Here is an 18357-nt window from a genome sequence, read left to right on the forward strand (position 1 = left end):
GTCAGACCGGGATGTGCACGCGCTCGCGGTCCCCGACCACGAGCCGTTTGTGCCACGCCAACGCACCCTGGTCGGTCAGGCTCGCGACCTGGTCCACCACGGCCCGCAGCCGGCCGGCATCGTCCGACGCCTCGCGCCAGTCCGCCGCGAAGCCCGGCTCGAGGTCGGCGCTGCCGGTCGCCGCGAGGGCATCGAGGAGCTCGGTGAGGATCCGCCGTTGGTCCTCGTACACGGGCTGCCGGTCGCCCTGCGTCATCACGAACGCCGCGACGATGCCCTTGAGCACCGCGATCTCGCCGATGATCTCGGGCGGCGTCACGACCGACGCCGCGAACCGCACGAGGGAGCCCGACGCGTAGGACTCCCGCGTCGCCGCCGTCGCCGTCCGCGCGAACCGACCGATCAACTGCGAGGTGAGGTTCTTCAACCGCGCGAGGTCCCGACGCGACCCGTCGTAGGACGTCATCCACAGCGGCAGCGAGCGGAGCCGGTCGAAGGCCTCGAGCAGCTCGTCACGACTGAGGTCCGACCCGACCCAGGCGTGCATCGCCGACACGATGTCGTTCTCACCGACGCGGTCCCCGAGCGCCGCGACGTCGATGAAGCCCGCCACGACGGCGTCCTCGAAGTCGTGCACCGAGTACGCGATGTCGTCGGACAGGTCCATCACCTGCGCCTCGATGCAGCGCTGCCGGCGCGGAGCCCCCGCGCGGAGCCACTCGAACGCGTCGTGGTCGTCGTCGTAGAAGCCGAACTTGGTGCGACCCGAGGACGACTCGGACACGCCCTGGGCCGCCGGCCACGGGTACTTGCAGCTGGCGTCGAGCGAGGCCCGGGTCAGGTTCAGCCCGTACGGACGGTCCTCGTCGTCCGGAGCACCGGCCCGGGGGCCGTACACCTTCGGCTCGAGCCGGGTGAGCAGCCGCAGGGTCTGCGCGTTGCCCTCGAATCCGCCGATACCCGCCGCCCACGCGTTCACGGCGGTCTCGCCGTTGTGCCCGAACGGCGGGTGGCCGATGTCGTGCGCGAGGCAGGCGGTGTCCACCACGTCGGGGTCGAGCCCCAGCGAGTCGGCGAGCTCGCGGCCGACCTGGGCGACCTCGAGCGAGTGGGTCAGGCGGTTCCGTGCGAAGTCGAGGCCGGTCGTCGGGCTGAGCACCTGGGTCTTCGCGGCGAGCCGCCGGAGCGCGCTCGAGTGCAGGAGCCGGGCACGGTCGCGCGCGAAGTCGGACCGACGGTTCCCGTGGGTCTCGGGCAGCCAGCGCTCGGCGTCGGCGGGCCCGTACGAGGCGGTGGCGCTCATCCGCCGCTGTGGTGCAGCTCGGCGGCGGCGAGGACCTTGCGGAACTCGCTGTCGACGTCGCGGGACTCGAGCCAGCGGTCCGGCAGGGCCGTGCGCTTCGGGTGCCCGGCGCGACCGCGGGGACCCTCGGCATCGGCGCCCGGGTACGGCGCGTCGTGGTCGAGCTGGCCGAGCAGGTCGTCGATCTCCTGCAGGCTGGACGCCATCGCGAGCCCGGACCGGACGTCACCGCCGATCGGGTACCCCTTGAAGTACCACGCGACGTGCTTGCGGACGTCCCGGCAGCCGTGCTCCTCGCTGCCGAAGAACTCGACGAGCAGTTCGGCGTGCCGCTTGAACGCGACCGCGACCTCGCCGAGGGTCGGCATGTAGCGCAGCCCCTCGCCACGGAACGCCGCCGCGAGGTCGCCGAACAGCCACGGCCGCCCGAGGCACCCGCGACCGACGACCACGCCGTCCGCGCCGGTCTCGTCGACCATGCGCAGGGCGTCGGCGGCGGACCAGATGTCCCCGTTGCCGAGCACCGGGATGTCGGTGATGGTCTCCTTCAGGGTCGCGATCGCCGACCAGTCCGCGTGCCCCGAGTAGTGCTCGTTCGCGGTACGGGCGTGCAGGGAGACGGCCGCGACCCCGGCGTCCCGCGCGATGCGGGCGGCGTCGAGGTAGGTCAGGTGGTCGCCGTCGATGCCCTTGCGCATCTTCACGGTGACGGGAACGTCGCCGGCAGCACGGACCGTCTTCGTGACGAGTTCCTCGAACAGGTCGAGCTTCCACGGCAGGGCTGCTCCCCCGCCCTTCCGCGTCACCTTCGGCACCGGGCACCCGAAGTTGAGGTCGATGTGGTCGGCACGGTCTTCGCCCACGAGGATCGTCGCCGCCTCGGCCACCGTGTTCGGCTCGACGCCGTACAGCTGGATGGACCGCGGTGTCTCGGACTCGTGGTGCTGGATGAGCTGCATCGACACGGGCGTCCGCTCGACGAGCGCGCGTGAGGTGATCATCTCGCAGACGTAGAGTCCTGCGCCGTACTCGCGGCAGAGCCGGCGGTACGCCATGTTCGTGATGCCCGCCATCGGCGCGAGCACGACCGGCACGTCGACCTCGATGGGGCCGATGCGCAGGGGCTTCGCCGGACGGGTCGCCGTCCCGGGTGCGTCAGTGATCGTCATACGGCTCCCATTCTCCCACGTCGGTGCGCGCCGGTAGCGTTCTCCACATGACGACCGACGCCATCACCCGGTTCGACGCCGACGCACGGGCCCGTGGCCTCCGGGTCGACGTCGTCGAACGCCCAGCGGCGGGCTCCCTGCACGAGGCAGCAGCGCTGCTCGGCATCGAGCCCGGTGACATCGTGAAGACCCTGGTCGTGAAGCGGCACGACGGCGGTTTCCTCCTCGTCCTCGTGCCCGGCGGCCGCGCCATCGCCTGGAAGAAGCTCCGCACCGTCGTCGGCGTCAACAAGCTGTCCATGCCGGATGCGGCGACGGCGCTCGAGGCCTCGGGTTACGAGCGCGGCACGATCACCCCGATCGGTGCGACGGGCGACCTGCCGGTCTACGCCGACGAGCGCATCGTCGGACGCCGGGTCGCGCTCGGCGCCGGCCGGCACGGCGCGAGCGCCTTCGTCGCCGCCGACGACCTGGTCGCCGCGTACGGCGCGACGGTCGCCGACATCACCGACGAGGAGCCCGCCCGCTAGCACCCGCGCAGTCGTCACCGTCCGGCGCCGCGCGACGCCGCGTGCGAACGGTCCTGGTGGCCGGACTGCGCCCTCCCACGAACACTGCGCCTCCGACGAACACCGCGCCCCGCGACGACGGGGCGCAGTGTTCGACACGGGCGCGGCAGGCACTCGCCGACGCCGGAGCGCCGCGAGCGCCCGCTCAGTCGGGGACCTCGGTCCAGTCGCCCTCGGCGCCGGGCACCAAGCACGAGTCACCCTCGCAGACCGGCGCACCGCCGGGCGTGACGAGCGTGAGCAGGGCGGGTCGCGCCTCCTGGCCGTCGGACTGGAGGCGCGGCTCGGCCGAGCCGTCGACCCGCACGTCCGTCATCGGGTCGCCTCCGCGTCCGCTGCCGCGTCCTCGGCGGACCGCTGCTCGGCCTCGGCGACGTCCGACGGGGTCGTGGCACGGAGGGCGACGACCTGCGTCAGCACCTGCTCGAACGCCGCCGGGTCCTGCGCGCCCGAGACGCCGTACTTGCCGTCGATGACGAAGAACGGGACGCCGTTGATGCCGTAGGACTGCGCCTGGGCCTGATCGGCACGGACCGCCGCGAGCTGCGAGTCGTCGCGGAGGGTCGCGCGGACCTTGTCGGGGTCGAGGCCGATCTCGGCCGCGAGGGACGCCAGCGACTCGTCCTGGCCGACGTGCTCACCGCGCTCGAAGTAGGCGGCGAAGAGGCGTTCCACCATCTCGAGCTGCTTGCCCTGCTCCTTGGCGAGGTGGATCACCTGGTGTGCCTTGACCGTGTTGGTGTGGTGCATCGACTCGAAGTCGTAGTCGAGGCCGACGCTCGCGGCGATGCCGGCGACCTGGTCGAGCATCTGCTGCGCCTGCTCGACGGGCATGCCCTTGTGGCCCGAGAGGAACTCGGCCTCGGTGCCCTCGAAGTCCACCGGGGTGTCGGGGCTCAGTTCGAAGGAGTGGTACTCGACCTCGACCGGGGCGCCGTTCGGTGTCGAGGCGAACGCGGCGACGCCGGCCTCGAACTTCCGCTTGCCGATGTAGCACCAGGGGCAGGCGATGTCCGACCAGACATCGACCTTCACAGAGTCGTTCATGCTGGGCGCAACCGGGCCCGCGGCGGACGCATTCCCGCGCCGCCCTGGCCCGCTGTCACGGCGTAGAACCAGGAATCCGACACCGAACCACGGCCAAGGCCCGGTTCGATGTCGGATTCGTGGTTCAACCCGGCCGCAACGACGCGCCGCCAGCGCCTAGGCGCCGAGCAGCCGCGCCGCGAGGTACCCCTGCAGCTGGTCGAGCGCGACCCGCTCCTGCGACATCGTGTCGCGCTCGCGCACCGTCACGGCCTTGTCGTCGAGGGTGTCGAAGTCGACCGTGATGCAGAACGGCGTGCCGATCTCGTCGTGGCGACGGTAGCGGCGACCGATCGCCCCCGCGTCGTCGAAGTCGACGTTCCAGAACTTCCGCAGGTCGTCCGCGAGGCCGCGGGCCACCGGCGACAGCTGCTCGTTGCGGGACAGCGGCAGCACCGCGGCCTTGACCGGGGCCAGGCGCGGGTCGAGGCGCAGGACCGTGCGCTTGTCGACGCCGCCCTTCGCGTTCGGCGCCTCGTCCTCGTGGTAGGCGTCGAGCAGGAACGCCATGAGCGCACGGGTCAGGCCGAACGACGGCTCGATGACGTACGGCACGTACTTCTCGTTCGCGGCCTGGTCGAAGTAGCGGAGGTCCTTGCCGGACGACTCGATGTGGTTGTTGAGGTCGAAGTCGGTGCGGTTCGCGACGCCCATGAGCTCGCCCCACTCGGTGCCCGCGAAGCCGAAGCGGTACTCGATGTCGGCGGTGGCGTCGGAGTAGTGCGCGCGTTCGCCGTCCGGGACGTCGAAGCGGCGGAGGTTCTCCGGGTCGATGCCGAGGTCGGTGAAGAAGGCGACCGAGTCGGCGATCCACTGCTCGTAGTGTTCCCCGGCCTCGGCCGGCGGGACGAAGTACTCGATCTCCATCTGCTCGAACTCGCGCGTCCGGAAGATGAAGTTGCCGGGCGTGATCTCGTTCCGGAACGCCTTGCCGACCTGCCCGATGCCGAACGGGGGCTTCATGCGGCTGGTCGTCACGACCTGCGCGAAGTCGACGAAGATGCCCTGCGCCGTCTCGGGGCGGAGGAAGTTCAGGCCCTCCTCCGACTCGACCGGGCCGAGGTAGGTCTTGAGCATGCCGGAGAACTCACGGGGCTCGGTCCACTGCCCGCGGGTCCCGCAGTTCGGGCACGCGATCTCGGCCATGCCGCCCTCGGGCTGCCGGTCCTTCTTCGCCACGAAGGCCTCGACGAGGTGGTCTTCGCGGAAGCGGTGGTGGCAGTGCAGGCACTCGACCAGCGGGTCGGTGAAGGTCGCGACGTGCCCGGACGCCTCCCACACCTTGCGCGGCAGGACCACGGCGGAGTCGAGGCCGACCATGTCGCCACGGCCGCGGACGAACCGCTGCCACCACTGGCGCTTGATGTTCTCCTTCAGCTCGACGCCGAGGGGCCCGTAGTCCCACGCGGAGCGCGATCCACCGTAGATCTCCCCCGACTGGAAGACGAAGCCACGGCCCTTGGCCAGGGCGATGACGCTGTCGAGACGGGAGGACTGTGCCACGTGATGCTCCAGAGGTCGCCGAGCTGGGTGCCCGGTTCGGTGAACGTACCGGGCAAGCGTACCGGCCTCGTGGACCTCGTCGGACGCCATGCGCGGTGCCTGTGGAGAACGCCCCTCACCCCTCCGGTCTGAAGCCGTCGACCGCCGCGAGTGCGTCCGCCACGCGGGCCACGTCCTCCTCGTCGTTCCACCGGTGGAACGCCAGCCGGAGCCGGCCGGCACGGCCGCTCGCGGTGATGCCCGCCGCCGCGAGGGCGCCCAGGGCCGCGCCGTCGGCGTCCGGGAACGTCGTGATCGCCTGTCCGCTCCGAGGCGACCCGAGCGTGTCGGCGAGCCGGTCCGTGAGCCGCGTGGCGTGCCTCCAGGACGACGCCGTGTCGAGCGAGGCCAGGTGCCGGAGCGCCGCGACCGCCCCGGGCCAGGCCTGCCACGCCGGCGAGACGTCGAACCGACGCGCGTCGTCCGCGAGTGCCATCGTGGGTCCGTAGCACGACGCCCACACGTCGGCACCTGCGTACCACCCGGCCTGCACGGGCCGGAGCCGGTCGAGCGCGGCGTCGGAGAACGTCGAGAACGCGACCCCGCGCGGCGCGCACAGCCACTTGTAGGCGTGCGTCACCGTGACGTCGAACGGCCGCGCGTTGACCGGGAGCACGCCGGCTGCCTGCGTGAGGTCGCACAGCGTGAGCGCCCCGACCGACCGGGCGGCGTCGAGGACGGGCTGCGGGTCGGTGACCCTCCCCGTCGACGACTGCACCGCCGACCAGGCGACGAGCGCGGTACCGGGCCGGACGGCGTCGGCGAGCGAGTCGAGCGGGACGCTCCGCACCCGGATCCCGCGGTGCGCGCCGGCCAGGAACGGGAACACGAGCGAGCTGAAGTCGCCGTCGGGGACCACGACCTCGGCACCGTCCGGCAGCGCGGCGGCGACCACCGCGACCATCGCGGAGGTCTGCGATCCCGTCGCCACCCGGGCCGGCTCGACGCCGACGAGGTCCGCGAACAGCGATCGTCCCGTCTCCACGAGAGCGCCGTACGCGACGGGCGAGGACGCCTGGCGCTCCCACTCGTCGAGGTCGGCGCGCATCGCCCGCAGGGTGCCGTACGTGGGGAGGCCAGCGGTGCAGGCGGCGAGGTACCCGGAGCCGTCGACGAAGGAGTCCATGCCGACCACCGTGGTGCGTGCCGGTCCATCACACCAGAGCAGGTTCCTTCGATCCCCCATAACATCGAGTTGTGGACGACCTCGACCCCCAGCTGCTCCGCGTCCTGCGCGCCGTCCGCGACGCGGGCTCGATCAGCCGCGCGGCCGCCGCGCTCGGGTACAGCCAGCCCGCCGTCAGCCAGCTGCTTGCTCGCGCCGAACGCCGGACGGGGCACGAACTCGTGCTCCGCGGTGCCCGGGGCGTGACCCTGACCGAGTCCGGGCACGTCCTCGCCGACCACGCACTCGCCGTGCAGGCCGCCCTGGCCGCGGCGCGAGAGGACCTCGACGCGGTCGGGAGCCTCGCCCGCGGACGGGTCCGGATCGCGGGGTTCCCGAGCGCGTCGTCGACCCTCGTGCCGGCGGTGCTCGCGACCATGGCGCGGGAGACCCCGGGGGTGACGACCTCGTACGTCGAGGCGGAGCCACCCGAGGCCGTCGAGCTCCTCCGGCGCGGGGACGTCGACGTCGCACTGACGTTCTCGCACGCCCTGCAGGGGGACGACGTCGCCGCGGACCCGACGCTCACCTCGCGCGTCCTCGGTCGGGACCCGCTCGCGCTCGTCACGCCCGCCGCTGCTCCGGGTCACACGCTCGGCGAGGTCGCGGACCTCGCGGCGTTCCGTGACGAGCGGTGGATCGGCGGGTGCCCACGCTGTCGCGGGCACCTCCTCGCGTCGTGCGCGGCGTCCGGGTTCACGCCAGACATCGTGCTCGAGACCGACAACGCCGCAGCGGTCGTCGGGCTGGTCGCGGCCGGGCTCGGCGTGGCGCTGCTCCCCCGGCTCGCCCTGACCACAACGGTCGTGCCGCCCGGTGTCGAGGTCACGCCGGCGGGCGACGAGCTCGCGCGGCGCGTCGAGGTCGTGGTGGCGAGGGGTGCCGACCGGGTGCCGAGTGTCCGGGCGACGCTCGACGCGGTCGGCGGTGCGGCGCACCTGCTCGGCTGAGGCGCCGGCGCCGGCGCGCGTCTCGCGGAGCCGGGACACGCAGGACTGGAGGCGCGGGGCGGCGCCGACCCGCGCCTCCCGTCAGGCGGTCGGTGCGTCCACGGCCCCGCCGAACCGTCGGTCGCGGCGCGCGTACTGCTCGATCGCTCCCCAGAGGTCGGTGCGGCGGAAGTCCGGCCACAGCCGGTCGAGGAACACCATCTCGGCGTAGGCCGACTGCCAGAGCATGAAGTTCGAGGTCCGCTGCTCCCCCGAGCTGCGGAGGAACAGGTCGACGTCGGGCAGGTCCGGCACGTACAACCGCTTCGCGAGGGCCTTCTCGGTGACCTGGCTCGGCTTCATGCGCCCGGCCGCGACGTCCTCGGCCATGCCCCGGACGGCGTCGACGATCTCGTTCCGGCCGCCGTAGTTCACGCACATCGTCAGCGTGAGACGAGTGTTGTGGGCGGTCATCCGCTCGGCGGTCTGCAGCTCGTCGACCACGCTGCGCCAGAGCCGGGGTCGGCGCCCCGCCCATCGGATCCGCACGCCCCACGCGTCGAGCTGGTCGCGGCGGCGGTGCAGGACCTCGCGGTTGAAGCCCATCAGGAACCGGACCTCGTCCGGGGAGCGCTTCCAGTTCTCCGTCGAGAACGCGTAGGCCGACACGTGCTTGACGCCGATCTGGACGGCACCGGCGACGACGTCGAGGAGCGAGGCCTCGCCCGCGCGGTGCCCCTCGACCCGGGTCAGGCCGCGCTGGTTCGCCCAGCGCCCGTTGCCGTCCATGACGATCGCGACGTGCTCGGGGACGAACTGCACCGGGATCGCCGGGGGCTGCTCACCCGTCCAGTCGACGGGCTGCAGCGGCTCGGACTCGGCGTAGCGGCGCGGGCTCATGCAGGGGTTCCTCCGTGGTCGGGCACGTGGGTCGGGTCCGGCGACGTGCGGACCGGGTTCGCGGCGGTCGGCTCCGCCGGCGTCGGCGTCGGTGTCGGTGTCGGGGTTTCGTCGACGGGCTCCGGCAGTGCGGGTGCCGGGGTCGCCGCGACCGCTGCCGGCACGCCCCCGGGTGTGGGAGCCACCGGCGACGGGCGCTCGGTGCGGTCGACGTGCGGCAGCGACCGGAGCGATCGTTCCAGGTGCCACTGGGCGTACGCCGCCACCACGCCGGAGGCCCGGGAGCGGGTGCGCTCGTCCGACGCGTCCACCGTGCCCCAGTCGCCGGCGAGCAGCGAGCCGAGCAGGTGCAGGGTCTCGGGGTCGAGCCGCGGTGTCCCCGGAGGCGCCGCGTGGTCGGCCACCACGCCGCCGAGCTGCACGACGAACGCCGAGTGCGGGCCGGGTTCGCCCGTCACCGCACAGTCACGGAACGAGGGCGCCCACCCGGCGATGCTCATCGCGCGCAGCAGGTAGGAGTCGAGCGTGGCGGTGGTCACGTGCTCGCCGCGCGCGAGGGAACGCAGGGCCCCGACGAGCAGCAGGTACTGCTGGAGTCCGGCGTCCGCCTCGCTCAGGCGGTCGGCCGTCTCGACCATCGCACTCGCGGCCGTGTAGGCCCCGTAGTCCGCGACGATCTGCGCGCCGTACGACCCGAGGGACTCGGCCTGCGTGACGATGTCGAGCGAGCGGCCCTCGTAGAACTGTGCGTCGACGACCATGAACGGCTCGAGGCGGGACCCGAACTTCGACGCGGTCCGCCGGACGCCCTTCGCGACGGCGCGGATCTTGCCGTGCTGCCGGCTCAGCATCGTCACGATGCGGTCGGCTTCACCGAGCTTGTGGGTGCGCAACACGACGCACTCGTCCCGGTACAGCGGCATTGGACCAGTATCCCCCTCCCCACCGACGCTCGGCGCGCCGGGGCCCGCGCGCGCCGCGGTACCTGCCGGTTTCGGGCGTACCTGCCGGTTTCGGGCGTACCTGGTCGGAAGGAACGACCAGGTACGCCCGATTCGACCTCCCATCGCACCCGTTCTGGGAAGGAACGCGCACGACGTGACCACACACAGGAGGCGCGGCGCGGGACCAGCCCGCACCGCGCCTCCTGGCCTGGCCGCGTCTCAGGCGGAGACGAGCTCCGACGCGCCGGACGCCGCCCCCGCGCGCACCGCGCGGTTCACCGCCGACACGATCGCCTTGAGGGACGCCGTCGCGATGTCCGCGTCGATCCCGACACCCCAGAGCCGCACGCCGTCGACGTCGAGCTCGACGTAGGACGCGGCCTGGGCGTCACCGGAGGCGCTCATCGTGTGCTCCGAGTAGTCGTAGAGCGTCACGTCGACACCCTGCTCCCGCATCACCGTGAGGAACGCGTCGATCGGACCGGTGCCGACGGCCTCGGACACGACCGAGCCGTCGTCGACGCGCAGGGCGACCGAGAGCTTCGTCGTGCCGTCGAAGTCGCTCGACGTCGCCGTCTTCGTGATCTCGTAGCGGCCCCACTTGTCGGACTCGTCGGCGGCGGGCAGGTACTCGTCGCGGAAGAGGTCCCAGATGCGCTCGGACGAGAACTCGCCGCCCTCGGCGTCGGTGTGCTGCTGAACGACCCCGGAGAACTCGATCTGGAGCTTACGGGGCAGGTCGATCGCGTGGTCCGTCTTGAGCAGGTAGGCGACACCACCCTTGCCGGATTGCGAGTTGACGCGGATGACGGCCTCGTAGGAGCGGCCGATGTCCTTCGGGTCGACGGGCAGGTAGGGCACCGCCCACGCGATCTCGTCGACGTCCTTGCCGGCGGCGGCGGCCTTGGCCTTCATCGCCTCGAAGCCCTTGTTGATGGCGTCCTGGTGCGAGCCGCTGAACGCCGTGTAGACGAGGTCGCCCGCCCACGGCTGCCGCTCCGGCACCGGCAGCTGGTTGCAGTACTCGACGGTGCGCTTGACCTGGTCGATGTCCGAGAAGTCGATCTCGGGGTCGATCCCCTGCGTGAACAGGTTCATCCCGAGGGCGACGAGGTCGACGTTGCCGGTGCGCTCCCCGTTGCCGAACAGGCACCCCTCGATGCGGTCGGCACCGGCCATGTACCCGAGCTCGGCGGCCGCGACGGCGGTCCCGCGGTCGTTGTGCGGGTGCAGGGAGAGGATGACGTCCTCGCGGTGGGCCAGGTTGCGGGACATCCACTCGATCGAGTCGGCGTAGACGTTCGGCGTCGCCATCTCGACGGTGGCCGGCAGGTTGATGATCACCTTGCGGTCGGGCGTCGGCTCGAAGACCTCGAGCACGGCGTTGCAGATCCGGACGGCGACCTCGAGCTCGGTGCCCGTGTACGACTCGGGCGAGTACTCGTAGAAGACCTTCGTGTCGTGCTGCAGGTTCGCCTCGGCCGCGCGGCACAGCTCGGCGCCGGACACCGCGATGTCGACGACGCCCTGCACGTCGGTGCGGAACACGACCTCGCGCTGGACGATCGACGTCGAGTTGTACAGGTGCACGATGGCCTGCTTCGCACCGTCGATCGCCTCGTACGTGCGGTTGATGAGGTGCTCGCGCGCCTGGGTCAGCACCTGGATGGTGACGTCGTCCGGGATGGCGCCCTCGTCGATGAGGGACCGCACGAAGTCGAAGTCGGTCTGCGAGGCGCTCGGGAAGCCGACCTCGATCTCCTTGTAGCCCATCCGGACGAGCAGGTCGAACATCGCGCGCTTGCGCTCGGAGTCCATCGGGTCGATGAGGGCCTGGTTGCCGTCGCGCAGGTCGACCGCACACCAGCGGGGCGCGGCGTCGATGCGCTTCGTCGGCCAGGTGCGGTCCGGGAGGTCGACACGGATCTGCTCGTGGAACGGGACGTACTTGTGGATCGGCATCCCCGAGGGGCGCTGGGTGTTCTGCATCGTTTCGTCGCTTTCGTCGTCAGGGGTGGTTCAGGCCACGACGGACTCCGCGACGAGGTGGGCCGTTGTGTCAGGCCTCGTCGCGGCAGCGAAGGAGGAGGAGCGCCGAGTACATCGGGACCACCGTAGCACCGGGCACGGTGCGTGTGACAGCACCGACCGGACGGGAGGCGCGGGCGGTCCCGCACCGCGCCTCCCGTCCGGCACCGCGCCGCCCGCTGGCACCGCGCCGCCCGTCCCGCGCCGCGCCCTCCCGCACCGACGGGCGACCCGGGGGTCAGTCCACCGCGAGCGCCTCGGTCGGCGGGACGCGCATCGCGCGTCGCACGGGCGCGATCGTCGCGACCACCGCGAGGACGAGCGCTCCGACCACCACGATCCCGACGGTCAACGGCGGCAGGACCGGCGTCGTCGCGAAGCCGAGCGAGCCGAGCAGCGTCTGCCCGCCGACCCAGCCGTAGAACGTGCCGAGCACGAGTCCCGTGACCACGGCCGCGACGACCATCTGGACCGCCTCGGTCACGATCATCCGACGCACCTGTGCCCCGGTGAGCCCGAGCACCCGCAGCAGTCCGAGCTCGCGGCGGCGCTGGAGCACCCCGAGCGCGAGCGCGTTCACGACGCCCACAGCGGCGATCACCGCCGAGAACCCGACGATGACGCTCACCACCGCGTTGAGCTGCACGAAGAAGTCCCGCTGCCCCTGGACCATCTCGGTCGTCGTCTGCCCCTGTCCGACGGCCTGCAGCTGGGCTTCGAGCACGTGCTGCATGATCCCGAGCGCGACGGCGAAGGTGACGAGCAGGGTGACGCCGATGACGAGCCCGATCGTGGCCCGCGCGGACCGACCCGGTGCGCGCATGGCGTTCCGCCCGGCGAGCAGGACGACGGGGTCGCGCGAACCGATCCGGCCGATCAGCTGCAGCACGGGCGGCATGACGATCGTCGCCCCGACGGCCACCCCGGCGAACGACACGAAGCCGCCGAGCGCCGCCGGCAGGACCGCGACCGGCGAGAGCCCGCTCGCGAGCAACCCGACGAGCACGAGCAGCCCGCCGGTGGCCATGAGCACGATGGCCCACACCGTGCGGGCGATCCCGGAGCGGACGTCGTCGTGGCTCGGCTCGACGCTCGACGAGAGCGCCTCGAGCGGGGTGACGGTGAGCACCCGGCGCGACCCAGCCGCGAACGCACCCCACGTGGCGAGGACGACCGCCGCGACCGGGAGTACGAGCTCCCACGGCACCATCGTGTAGGCGGTGTCCGGCAGGAACCCGTCGGCGCGCAGCACGAGGACGAACACCGCGCAGAGGCCCGTGCCGACGACCGCGCCGATCAGCCCGCCGACCACGCCGACGACGAGACCGGTGCGGGTGATCCGCGCACGCAGCGAGGGTCCGGTCGCGCCGACCAGCCGCTGCAGCGCGATGATGCGCGTCTGCCCGGCGATGAGGGTCGCGCACGTGTTCGCGGTGACGATCGCACCGACGTACAGCGCGATGCCGAGGAAGAGCCACCCGACGACCGAGAGGATCGCCTTCACCGGCCCGAGCTCGGCGAGCCCCGAGGCGCCGAGGGCCTCGGTCACGATGCCCGGCGCGATGACGAGCGCCGATCCGAAGGTGGTGCCGAGGGCCGCGACGAGGACGGTCGGCGCGAAGGCACGGAGCCCGTTCACGCTGCGGCCTCCATCCCGAGCATCGTGGTGGAGATCGACGCGGCGTCCATCGCCGGTCGGTCCCCCACCACACGGCCGTCGGCGAGGAACAGGATCCGGTCCGCGTTCGCCGCGGCCACCGGGTCGTGCGTGACCATCACCACGCTCTGCCCCCAGTCGGTCACCGCACCGCGCAGGATCTGCAGCACATCCCTGCCCGTCCGCGAGTCGAGCGCGCCGGTCGGCTCGTCCGCGACGACCACCGCCGGCCGCGAGGCCAGCGCCCGGGCGATCGCCACCCGCTGCTGCTGTCCGCCCGACAGCTGGTGCGGCCGGTGCGTCAGCCGGTTCCCCAGCCCGAGCATCTGGACGAGACGGTCGATCCAGGCCGACTCCTCGCGCGTCGGCTTGTGCCCGCCGAGCAGGAACGGCAGCCGGATGTTCTCCTGCACGTCGAGCGTCGGCACCAGGTTGAACGACTGGAACACGAACCCCAGCCGACGACGACGCAGTTCCGTCAGGTCCTTGTCGCCCAACGCGGTGATGTCGACGCCGTCGATCCGGATGCGACCGGACGAGACCTGGTCGAGCCCGGCGGCGACGTGCATCAGGGTCGACTTGCCGGAGCCCGACGGGCCCATCACCGCGGTGAACTCCCCCGCGCCGATGTCGACGCTCACGTCGTCGAGCGCCGTGACCCGTCGCGCGGCGTCGCCGTAGTGCTTCGAGACGTGGTCGAGACGGATGATCGGTGTGCTGCTCGTGGTCATGACTCCACGATGACGGCCGGGAGGCACGCCCCGCGTCCGTCGCGCGGCTCCTGTGGATCGTCCGCTCGACTCCACTGCCTGGGGAGGAGTCATCCGCTCGGATGACGGTCCGTCAGACGAACCACCCCGCCCCGCGGGCGGGCGCGGGCCGCCGCGCGAGCGCGCCCGCGGTCAGTCGGCCTTCGCGACCAACCCGTGCTCGTGCGCGAACACGACGAGCCGCACCCGGTCGCGCAGCTCGAGCTTCGTGAGGACCCGCGAGATGTGGGTCTTCACCGTCGCCTCGCTCACGTACTCGTGCTGCGCGATCTCGCTGTTGCTGAACCCGCGCGCCGCCAGGTCGAAGATCTCGCGCTCGCGGGGGGTCAGCTCTTCGAAGGCGGCCGGCACCGAGGCCGCCTGCTCGCTCGTGTCCTCGTAGCGGCGCAGGAGCTCGCGGGTCGCCGACGCCGCGAACACGGCCGTCCCGGCGTGCACCGTGCGGATCGCGGCGAGCAGGAACTCGGGGTCGGCGTCCTTCAGCACGAACCCGCTCGCGCCGGCCCGGATCGCCTTCGCCGCGGCCTCGTCGAAGTCGAACGTGGTGAGCACGAGCACCTTCGCGCCGTCCGCGCCGCTGTCCTCGACGATGCGGGCGGTGGCGGTGATGCCGTCCATCACGGGCATGCGCACGTCCATCAGCACGACGTCGGGTCGGCCGCGCCGCACGAGTTCGACACCCTCGGCACCATCGCCGGCCTCGCCCACGAACTGCAGGTCGGCCTGCGAGTCGATGAGCATCCGGATGCCGGTGCGGAACAGTGCCTGGTCGTCGACGAGCGCGACGCGGATCGGGGTGTCGTTCATCGGCCGGTGCGCTCCTGCAGGGTCTGGGGTGGGATCGGGACGAGCCCGCGCGGCATCTGGCCGCTCGCGGGGACGGAGGGCATCCGGACCGCGACCGCGAAGTCGTCGCCACGCGGTCCGGCCGTCATCGTCCCCCCGGTCATGGTGGCACGCTCGCGCATGCCGACCAGGCCGTGTCCGGTGCCGGGCCCGCGCGTGCCGTCGTCGGCGCGCCGGTTCACGACCGTGATCTCGACGGTGTCGGGCCGGTACGTGAGGGTGGCGTGCACCGGCGTGTTCGGCTCACCGTGCTTCCACGCGTTCGTCAGGCTCTCCTGCACGATCCGGTACACGGCGAGCTGGGTCGTCGTCGGGAGTCCGGCGCCGTCGCCCTCGCGCTCGACCCGCACGTCGAGGCCCATCCCCCGCATCTCGCGGACGAGGCGGTCGATGTCGTCGATCTCCGGGGTCGGCGCGGTGCCCTGCTCGTGTCGTAGTGCCCCGAGCAGTTCGCGGACGTCCCCGAGTGCACGTCGTGCGGTGCTCGAGATCGTGCCGAGCGCCTCGTCGGCGATCGCCGGGTCCGCCTTCAACGCGTACCGCGCGCCGTCGGCCTGCGCGATCACGACCGCGAGCGAGTGCGCGACGATGTCGTGCATGTCCCGGGCGATCCGGACGCGCTCCTGCTCGACCGCGACCGCCCGGTCGGCGCGCGCGGCGTCGCGCTCGGCGAGGAGCTGGGCCTCGCGGCTCATGCTCGCGGAGCGGCGGGTGCGGAGCACGAGACCGGCGAGCCACGGCAGCAGGAGCAGCAGCAGCACGATCGCGAAGTACGCGACCGCGACCTTCAGCGACTCCTGCTCCGGCGTCGTCGCCGTCTGGATGCCCAGCCGCTCGCGGTAGTCGTCGAGTCCGAGGTAGACGGCCGCGATCACCGGACCGCCGATCGACGACAGGAGCCCGGCCAGCCGCACCCGACTGCTGCCGTACCGACTGGTCGCGTAGACCACGCCGGCGATGAACGCGTTCGACAGGTCCGGCATCTGCAGCGTGACCATCTCGATGACGGCGAACACCCACGCCACGCCGAGTGCGAGCCCCGGCGACAGCCGTCGGAGCGCCAGCGCTGCCGTCATCCCGACCACCGTCAGGAACGCGAAGGGCGAGTCCATCCCACGGGCCGTCAGCACGAGCACCAGGCCACCGAGGACGACCGCGATCACGACGTCGGTGATGACCTGCGCGCGCAGCATGGGACGGAACACCGCTCCACGGTACGTCCAGGAGGCGCGGTGCGCGTCCGCCTGCAGGTTGACGTCCGCGGGCGGCCGGGTCAGCAGCCCGGCGATAGCGACCCGTTGGCTGCCATTCAATATGTGATATATTTACATGGTGCACACGAAGCGACGCGACATCCAGGGGCTCCGAGCGCTGGCGATCACGGCCGTCGTCCTCGAGCACGTCTTCGGGTCACCAGTGGGCGGGTTCCTCGGTGTCGACGTGTTCTTCGTCGTGTCCGGGTTCCTGATCACGCGCTCGCTGCTCGACATGGTCTCGCGGACCGGTCGGGTCGACCTCCGCGCGTTCTGGACCCGACGAGCGCTCCGCCTCGCGCCGGCGTTCGTCGTGGTCGCCGCGACGACCGCCACCGTGTTCGTCGTCTGCTTCCCCTCGGCCGATCCTCGGTCGGTCCTGGAGCCCCTCGCCGCTGCCTCGGTCTCGATGTCCAACTGGTGGTTCGTCCACGAGGGCACCGACTACTTCGGGGCACACGCCGCCGTCTCGCCGTTCCTGCACACCTGGTCGCTGGCGGTCGAGGAGCAGTTCTACGTCGTCTGGCCGGCGCTCATCGCCCTGACGCTCTGGCTGCTCCGGCGGCGTTCGGCGGCCGGTCGCGGCGCCGGCTGGTCGGAGCCGGTCCCGCCGCGTGGCACCGAACGACGCGCGCGACTCGGCATGCTCGTCGTCCTCGGTCTGGTCGTCTGCGCCTCGATCGCCGCCGCGGGCCTCGCGGGTACCGGGGACGCAGGCTACTTCTCGACCGTCACCAGGGCGTGGGAGCTCGCGATGGGTGCCGTGGTCGCCGTCGGCCTCGTCGGGACCGCCCGCCCGTCGTCGCGGATCGGTCTGCCCGTGACGGTACTCGGCATCGTGCTGATCGTCACGAGCGTCGTCCTCGTCGGGTCGGACGCCGGGGTCCCCTTCCCGGGCGCGGTCCCCGCCGTGCTCGGCACCGCCATGGTGCTCGTCGGCGGAGGCTCCCCGGCCGGTGGAACGATCGTGCTCGAGAACCCGGTCTCGGACTGGCTTGGCGGCATCAGCTACTCGCTCTACCTGTGGCACTTCCCCGTCCTCGTGTTCGTCGGCGCCGTCGCACCGGACGCCACGTGGACCGCGGTCCCCGTGGCCCTCGCGGCAGCACAGCTGTCCACGTACGCGATCGAACGCCCCTTCCTGACTCGGGACCGGTCGAGCTCGGGCGCGTGGTGGGTCCGACGCATCCGCACCGGGACGACGGTGCTGGTGGTCTGCACGACCGCGGCGCTGACCGCCGCTGCCGTCGTCCCCGCGACGCCGGTGCCGTCCGCGGCGGTCGCGGACGCTCCGCCGAACGGTGCGCTGCCCCACGTCGCCGCCGACCGGGGCGAGCTCGCCGAGGCGCTCCGTGCGGACAGCTGGTCGACGGCACTCACCCACCGCGGCACGCCGACCGACAGCGCGACCGCACCCCGCCCCTGTGGGGTGATCGGGACCAGCCGGACCGAGGAGTCCTGCACGTTCGGGCCCACGGACGCACCGCACACCGCCGTCCTCGTCGGGGACTCCGTCGCCGGGGCCTGGTCGGAGGCCCTCGTCGAGTGGATGCGGACCGATCGACCCGGATGGCGGCTCGTCGTCCTGGCACGCAACGGGTGTCCGTTCATCACCACCGACGTCCAGCCGGGCGTCCCGTGCGCCGAGCTGCAACAGGGTGTCGTCGATCGCATCGACGAGCTCTCCCCCGACGCCGTGATCGTGGCGACCCGGTTCGACGGCATCCCCTTCGAGCGCGCGTACGGCGGCGGCACACTGACCCCGACGGAGTTCGAACACGCGTCCGCGGCGATGATCGACCGGGTCGCGGCCCGCACTCCCGTGGTCGTCCAGCTCGCTGCGCCGCCCGCCGGGGCCGACCCCAGCCGATGCCACCTGCGCTTCGGGACGCCCAGGTCGTGCATCCGACCGGTGTCCGACGAGTGGCGCTCCCGGATGGCGTCCACCGAGCGGGTCGCGACGGCGCACGGTGTCCGACTCGTCGACACGAGTCCCCTCGTCGCGGTGGACGGCCGCACCCCGGCCACGATCGGTGGCGAGCTGCTGCGGATCGACGGCGTGCACCTCACCCCGTCCGCGTCGACCGCCGCCGGTCCGGCGCTCGGCGAGCTCATCACCGCAGCGGGCGGGTTGGAACGCTGACGCGGGTCAGGAGGCGCGGTGCGCGTCCGCCTGCAGGTCGACGTCCGCAGGTG

The 18357-nt window shown here is 72.2% G+C and carries 15 protein-coding genes and 1 pseudogene; 3 read left to right on the plus strand and 13 right to left on the minus strand.

The window, feature by feature from the left end; genetic code table 11:
- Position 1: 1 nt before the first annotated feature.
- Together ACQXVK_RS12815 and dusB are read right to left on the minus strand one after the other, a co-directional pair.
- Positions 2 to 1303, minus strand: a complete 1302-nt coding sequence (locus tag ACQXVK_RS12815; protein WP_402262280.1) for a deoxyguanosinetriphosphate triphosphohydrolase — start codon at positions 1301 to 1303, stop codon at positions 2 to 4.
- Positions 1300 to 2472 carry a tRNA dihydrouridine synthase DusB gene (dusB, locus tag ACQXVK_RS12820; RefSeq protein WP_402262277.1) on the minus strand — a complete coding sequence of 391 codons (1173 nt, stop codon included), beginning with the start codon at positions 2470 to 2472 and terminating at the stop codon, positions 1300 to 1302. The genes ACQXVK_RS12815 and dusB overlap by 4 nt, the downstream gene beginning before the upstream one ends.
- A 47-nt stretch (positions 2473 to 2519) precedes the next feature.
- Here dusB and ACQXVK_RS12825 point away from each other — a divergent pair, with 47 nt between their 5' ends.
- Positions 2520 to 3002, plus strand: coding sequence for an aminoacyl-tRNA deacylase (locus tag ACQXVK_RS12825; RefSeq protein ID WP_430853788.1), 483 nt, complete (start codon positions 2520 to 2522; stop codon positions 3000 to 3002).
- A gap of 184 nt (positions 3003 to 3186) precedes the next feature.
- On the opposite strand, the gene ACQXVK_RS12830 is transcribed toward ACQXVK_RS12825, so the two are convergent.
- From ACQXVK_RS12830 to ACQXVK_RS12845, 4 genes are all read right to left on the minus strand, one after another.
- Positions 3187 to 3357 carry a hypothetical protein gene (locus ACQXVK_RS12830; RefSeq protein ID WP_430853789.1) on the minus strand — a complete coding sequence of 57 codons (171 nt, stop codon included), beginning with the start codon at positions 3355 to 3357 and terminating at the stop codon, positions 3187 to 3189.
- Entirely contained in the window at positions 3354 to 4088 is a 735-nt protein-coding gene (locus ACQXVK_RS12835) for a DsbA family oxidoreductase (RefSeq protein ID WP_430853790.1), read from the minus strand. The genes ACQXVK_RS12830 and ACQXVK_RS12835 overlap by 4 nt, the downstream gene beginning before the upstream one ends.
- A 156-nt stretch (positions 4089 to 4244) precedes the next feature.
- Positions 4245 to 5630: a glycine--tRNA ligase gene (locus ACQXVK_RS12840; protein ID WP_430853791.1), complete on the minus strand. Its 1386-nt coding sequence runs from the start codon at positions 5628 to 5630 to the stop codon at positions 4245 to 4247.
- Positions 5631 to 5745: 115 nt separating this feature from the next.
- Positions 5746 to 6795, minus strand: a complete 1050-nt coding sequence (locus ACQXVK_RS12845; RefSeq protein ID WP_430853792.1) for an aminotransferase class V-fold PLP-dependent enzyme — start codon at positions 6793 to 6795, stop codon at positions 5746 to 5748.
- Positions 6796 to 6866: 71 nt separating this feature from the next.
- On the opposite strand from ACQXVK_RS12845, the gene ACQXVK_RS12850 reads away from it, so the two are divergent.
- Positions 6867 to 7784: a LysR family transcriptional regulator gene (locus ACQXVK_RS12850; RefSeq protein WP_430853793.1), complete on the plus strand. Its 918-nt coding sequence runs from the start codon at positions 6867 to 6869 to the stop codon at positions 7782 to 7784.
- 81 nt (positions 7785 to 7865) lie between these two features.
- On the opposite strand, the gene ACQXVK_RS12855 is transcribed toward ACQXVK_RS12850, so the two are convergent.
- The 7 genes and pseudogenes from ACQXVK_RS12855 to ACQXVK_RS12885 all read right to left on the minus strand — a co-directional run bounded on the left by ACQXVK_RS12855 (position 7866) and on the right by ACQXVK_RS12885 (position 16113).
- A complete protein-coding gene (locus tag ACQXVK_RS12855; protein ID WP_402262263.1) occupies positions 7866 to 8663 on the minus strand; it encodes an isoprenyl transferase in 798 nt (265 codons plus the stop codon).
- Between the two features lie 200 nt (positions 8664 to 8863).
- A pseudogene (gene recO / locus ACQXVK_RS12860) lies at positions 8864 to 9586 on the minus strand (DNA repair protein RecO); the annotation flags it as partial.
- 240 nt (positions 9587 to 9826) lie between these two features.
- The gene (leuA, locus tag ACQXVK_RS12865) at positions 9827 to 11596 is read right to left on the minus strand and encodes a 2-isopropylmalate synthase (RefSeq protein ID WP_402262260.1); all 1770 of its coding nucleotides are present in this window, start codon (positions 11594 to 11596) and stop codon (positions 9827 to 9829) included.
- Between the two features lie 277 nt (positions 11597 to 11873).
- Complete coding sequence (locus ACQXVK_RS12870) at positions 11874 to 13274, minus strand: FtsX-like permease family protein (protein WP_430853794.1); 1401 nt, start codon at positions 13272 to 13274, stop codon at positions 11874 to 11876.
- Positions 13271 to 14023: an ABC transporter ATP-binding protein gene (locus tag ACQXVK_RS12875; RefSeq protein ID WP_430853795.1), complete on the minus strand. Its 753-nt coding sequence runs from the start codon at positions 14021 to 14023 to the stop codon at positions 13271 to 13273. The genes ACQXVK_RS12870 and ACQXVK_RS12875 overlap by 4 nt, the downstream gene beginning before the upstream one ends.
- 171 nt (positions 14024 to 14194) lie before the next feature.
- On the minus strand, positions 14195 to 14869 hold the full coding sequence (locus ACQXVK_RS12880; RefSeq protein WP_430853796.1) for a response regulator: 675 nt from the start codon (positions 14867 to 14869) through the stop codon (positions 14195 to 14197).
- Positions 14866 to 16113 (minus strand): sensor histidine kinase, encoded by a 1248-nt coding sequence (locus tag ACQXVK_RS12885; RefSeq protein ID WP_402262251.1) that lies wholly within the window; start codon positions 16111 to 16113, stop codon positions 14866 to 14868. The genes ACQXVK_RS12880 and ACQXVK_RS12885 overlap by 4 nt, the downstream gene beginning before the upstream one ends.
- A gap of 127 nt (positions 16114 to 16240) precedes the next feature.
- Between ACQXVK_RS12885 and ACQXVK_RS12890 the strand changes: the two genes are divergently transcribed.
- On the plus strand, positions 16241 to 18304 hold the full coding sequence (locus ACQXVK_RS12890; RefSeq protein WP_430853797.1) for an acyltransferase family protein: 2064 nt from the start codon (positions 16241 to 16243) through the stop codon (positions 18302 to 18304).
- Positions 18305 to 18357: the final 53 nt, after the last annotated feature.

The sequence above is a fragment of the Curtobacterium sp. AB451 genome (assembly GCF_050585845.1).
GTDB lineage: Bacteria > Actinomycetota > Actinomycetes > Actinomycetales > Microbacteriaceae > Curtobacterium.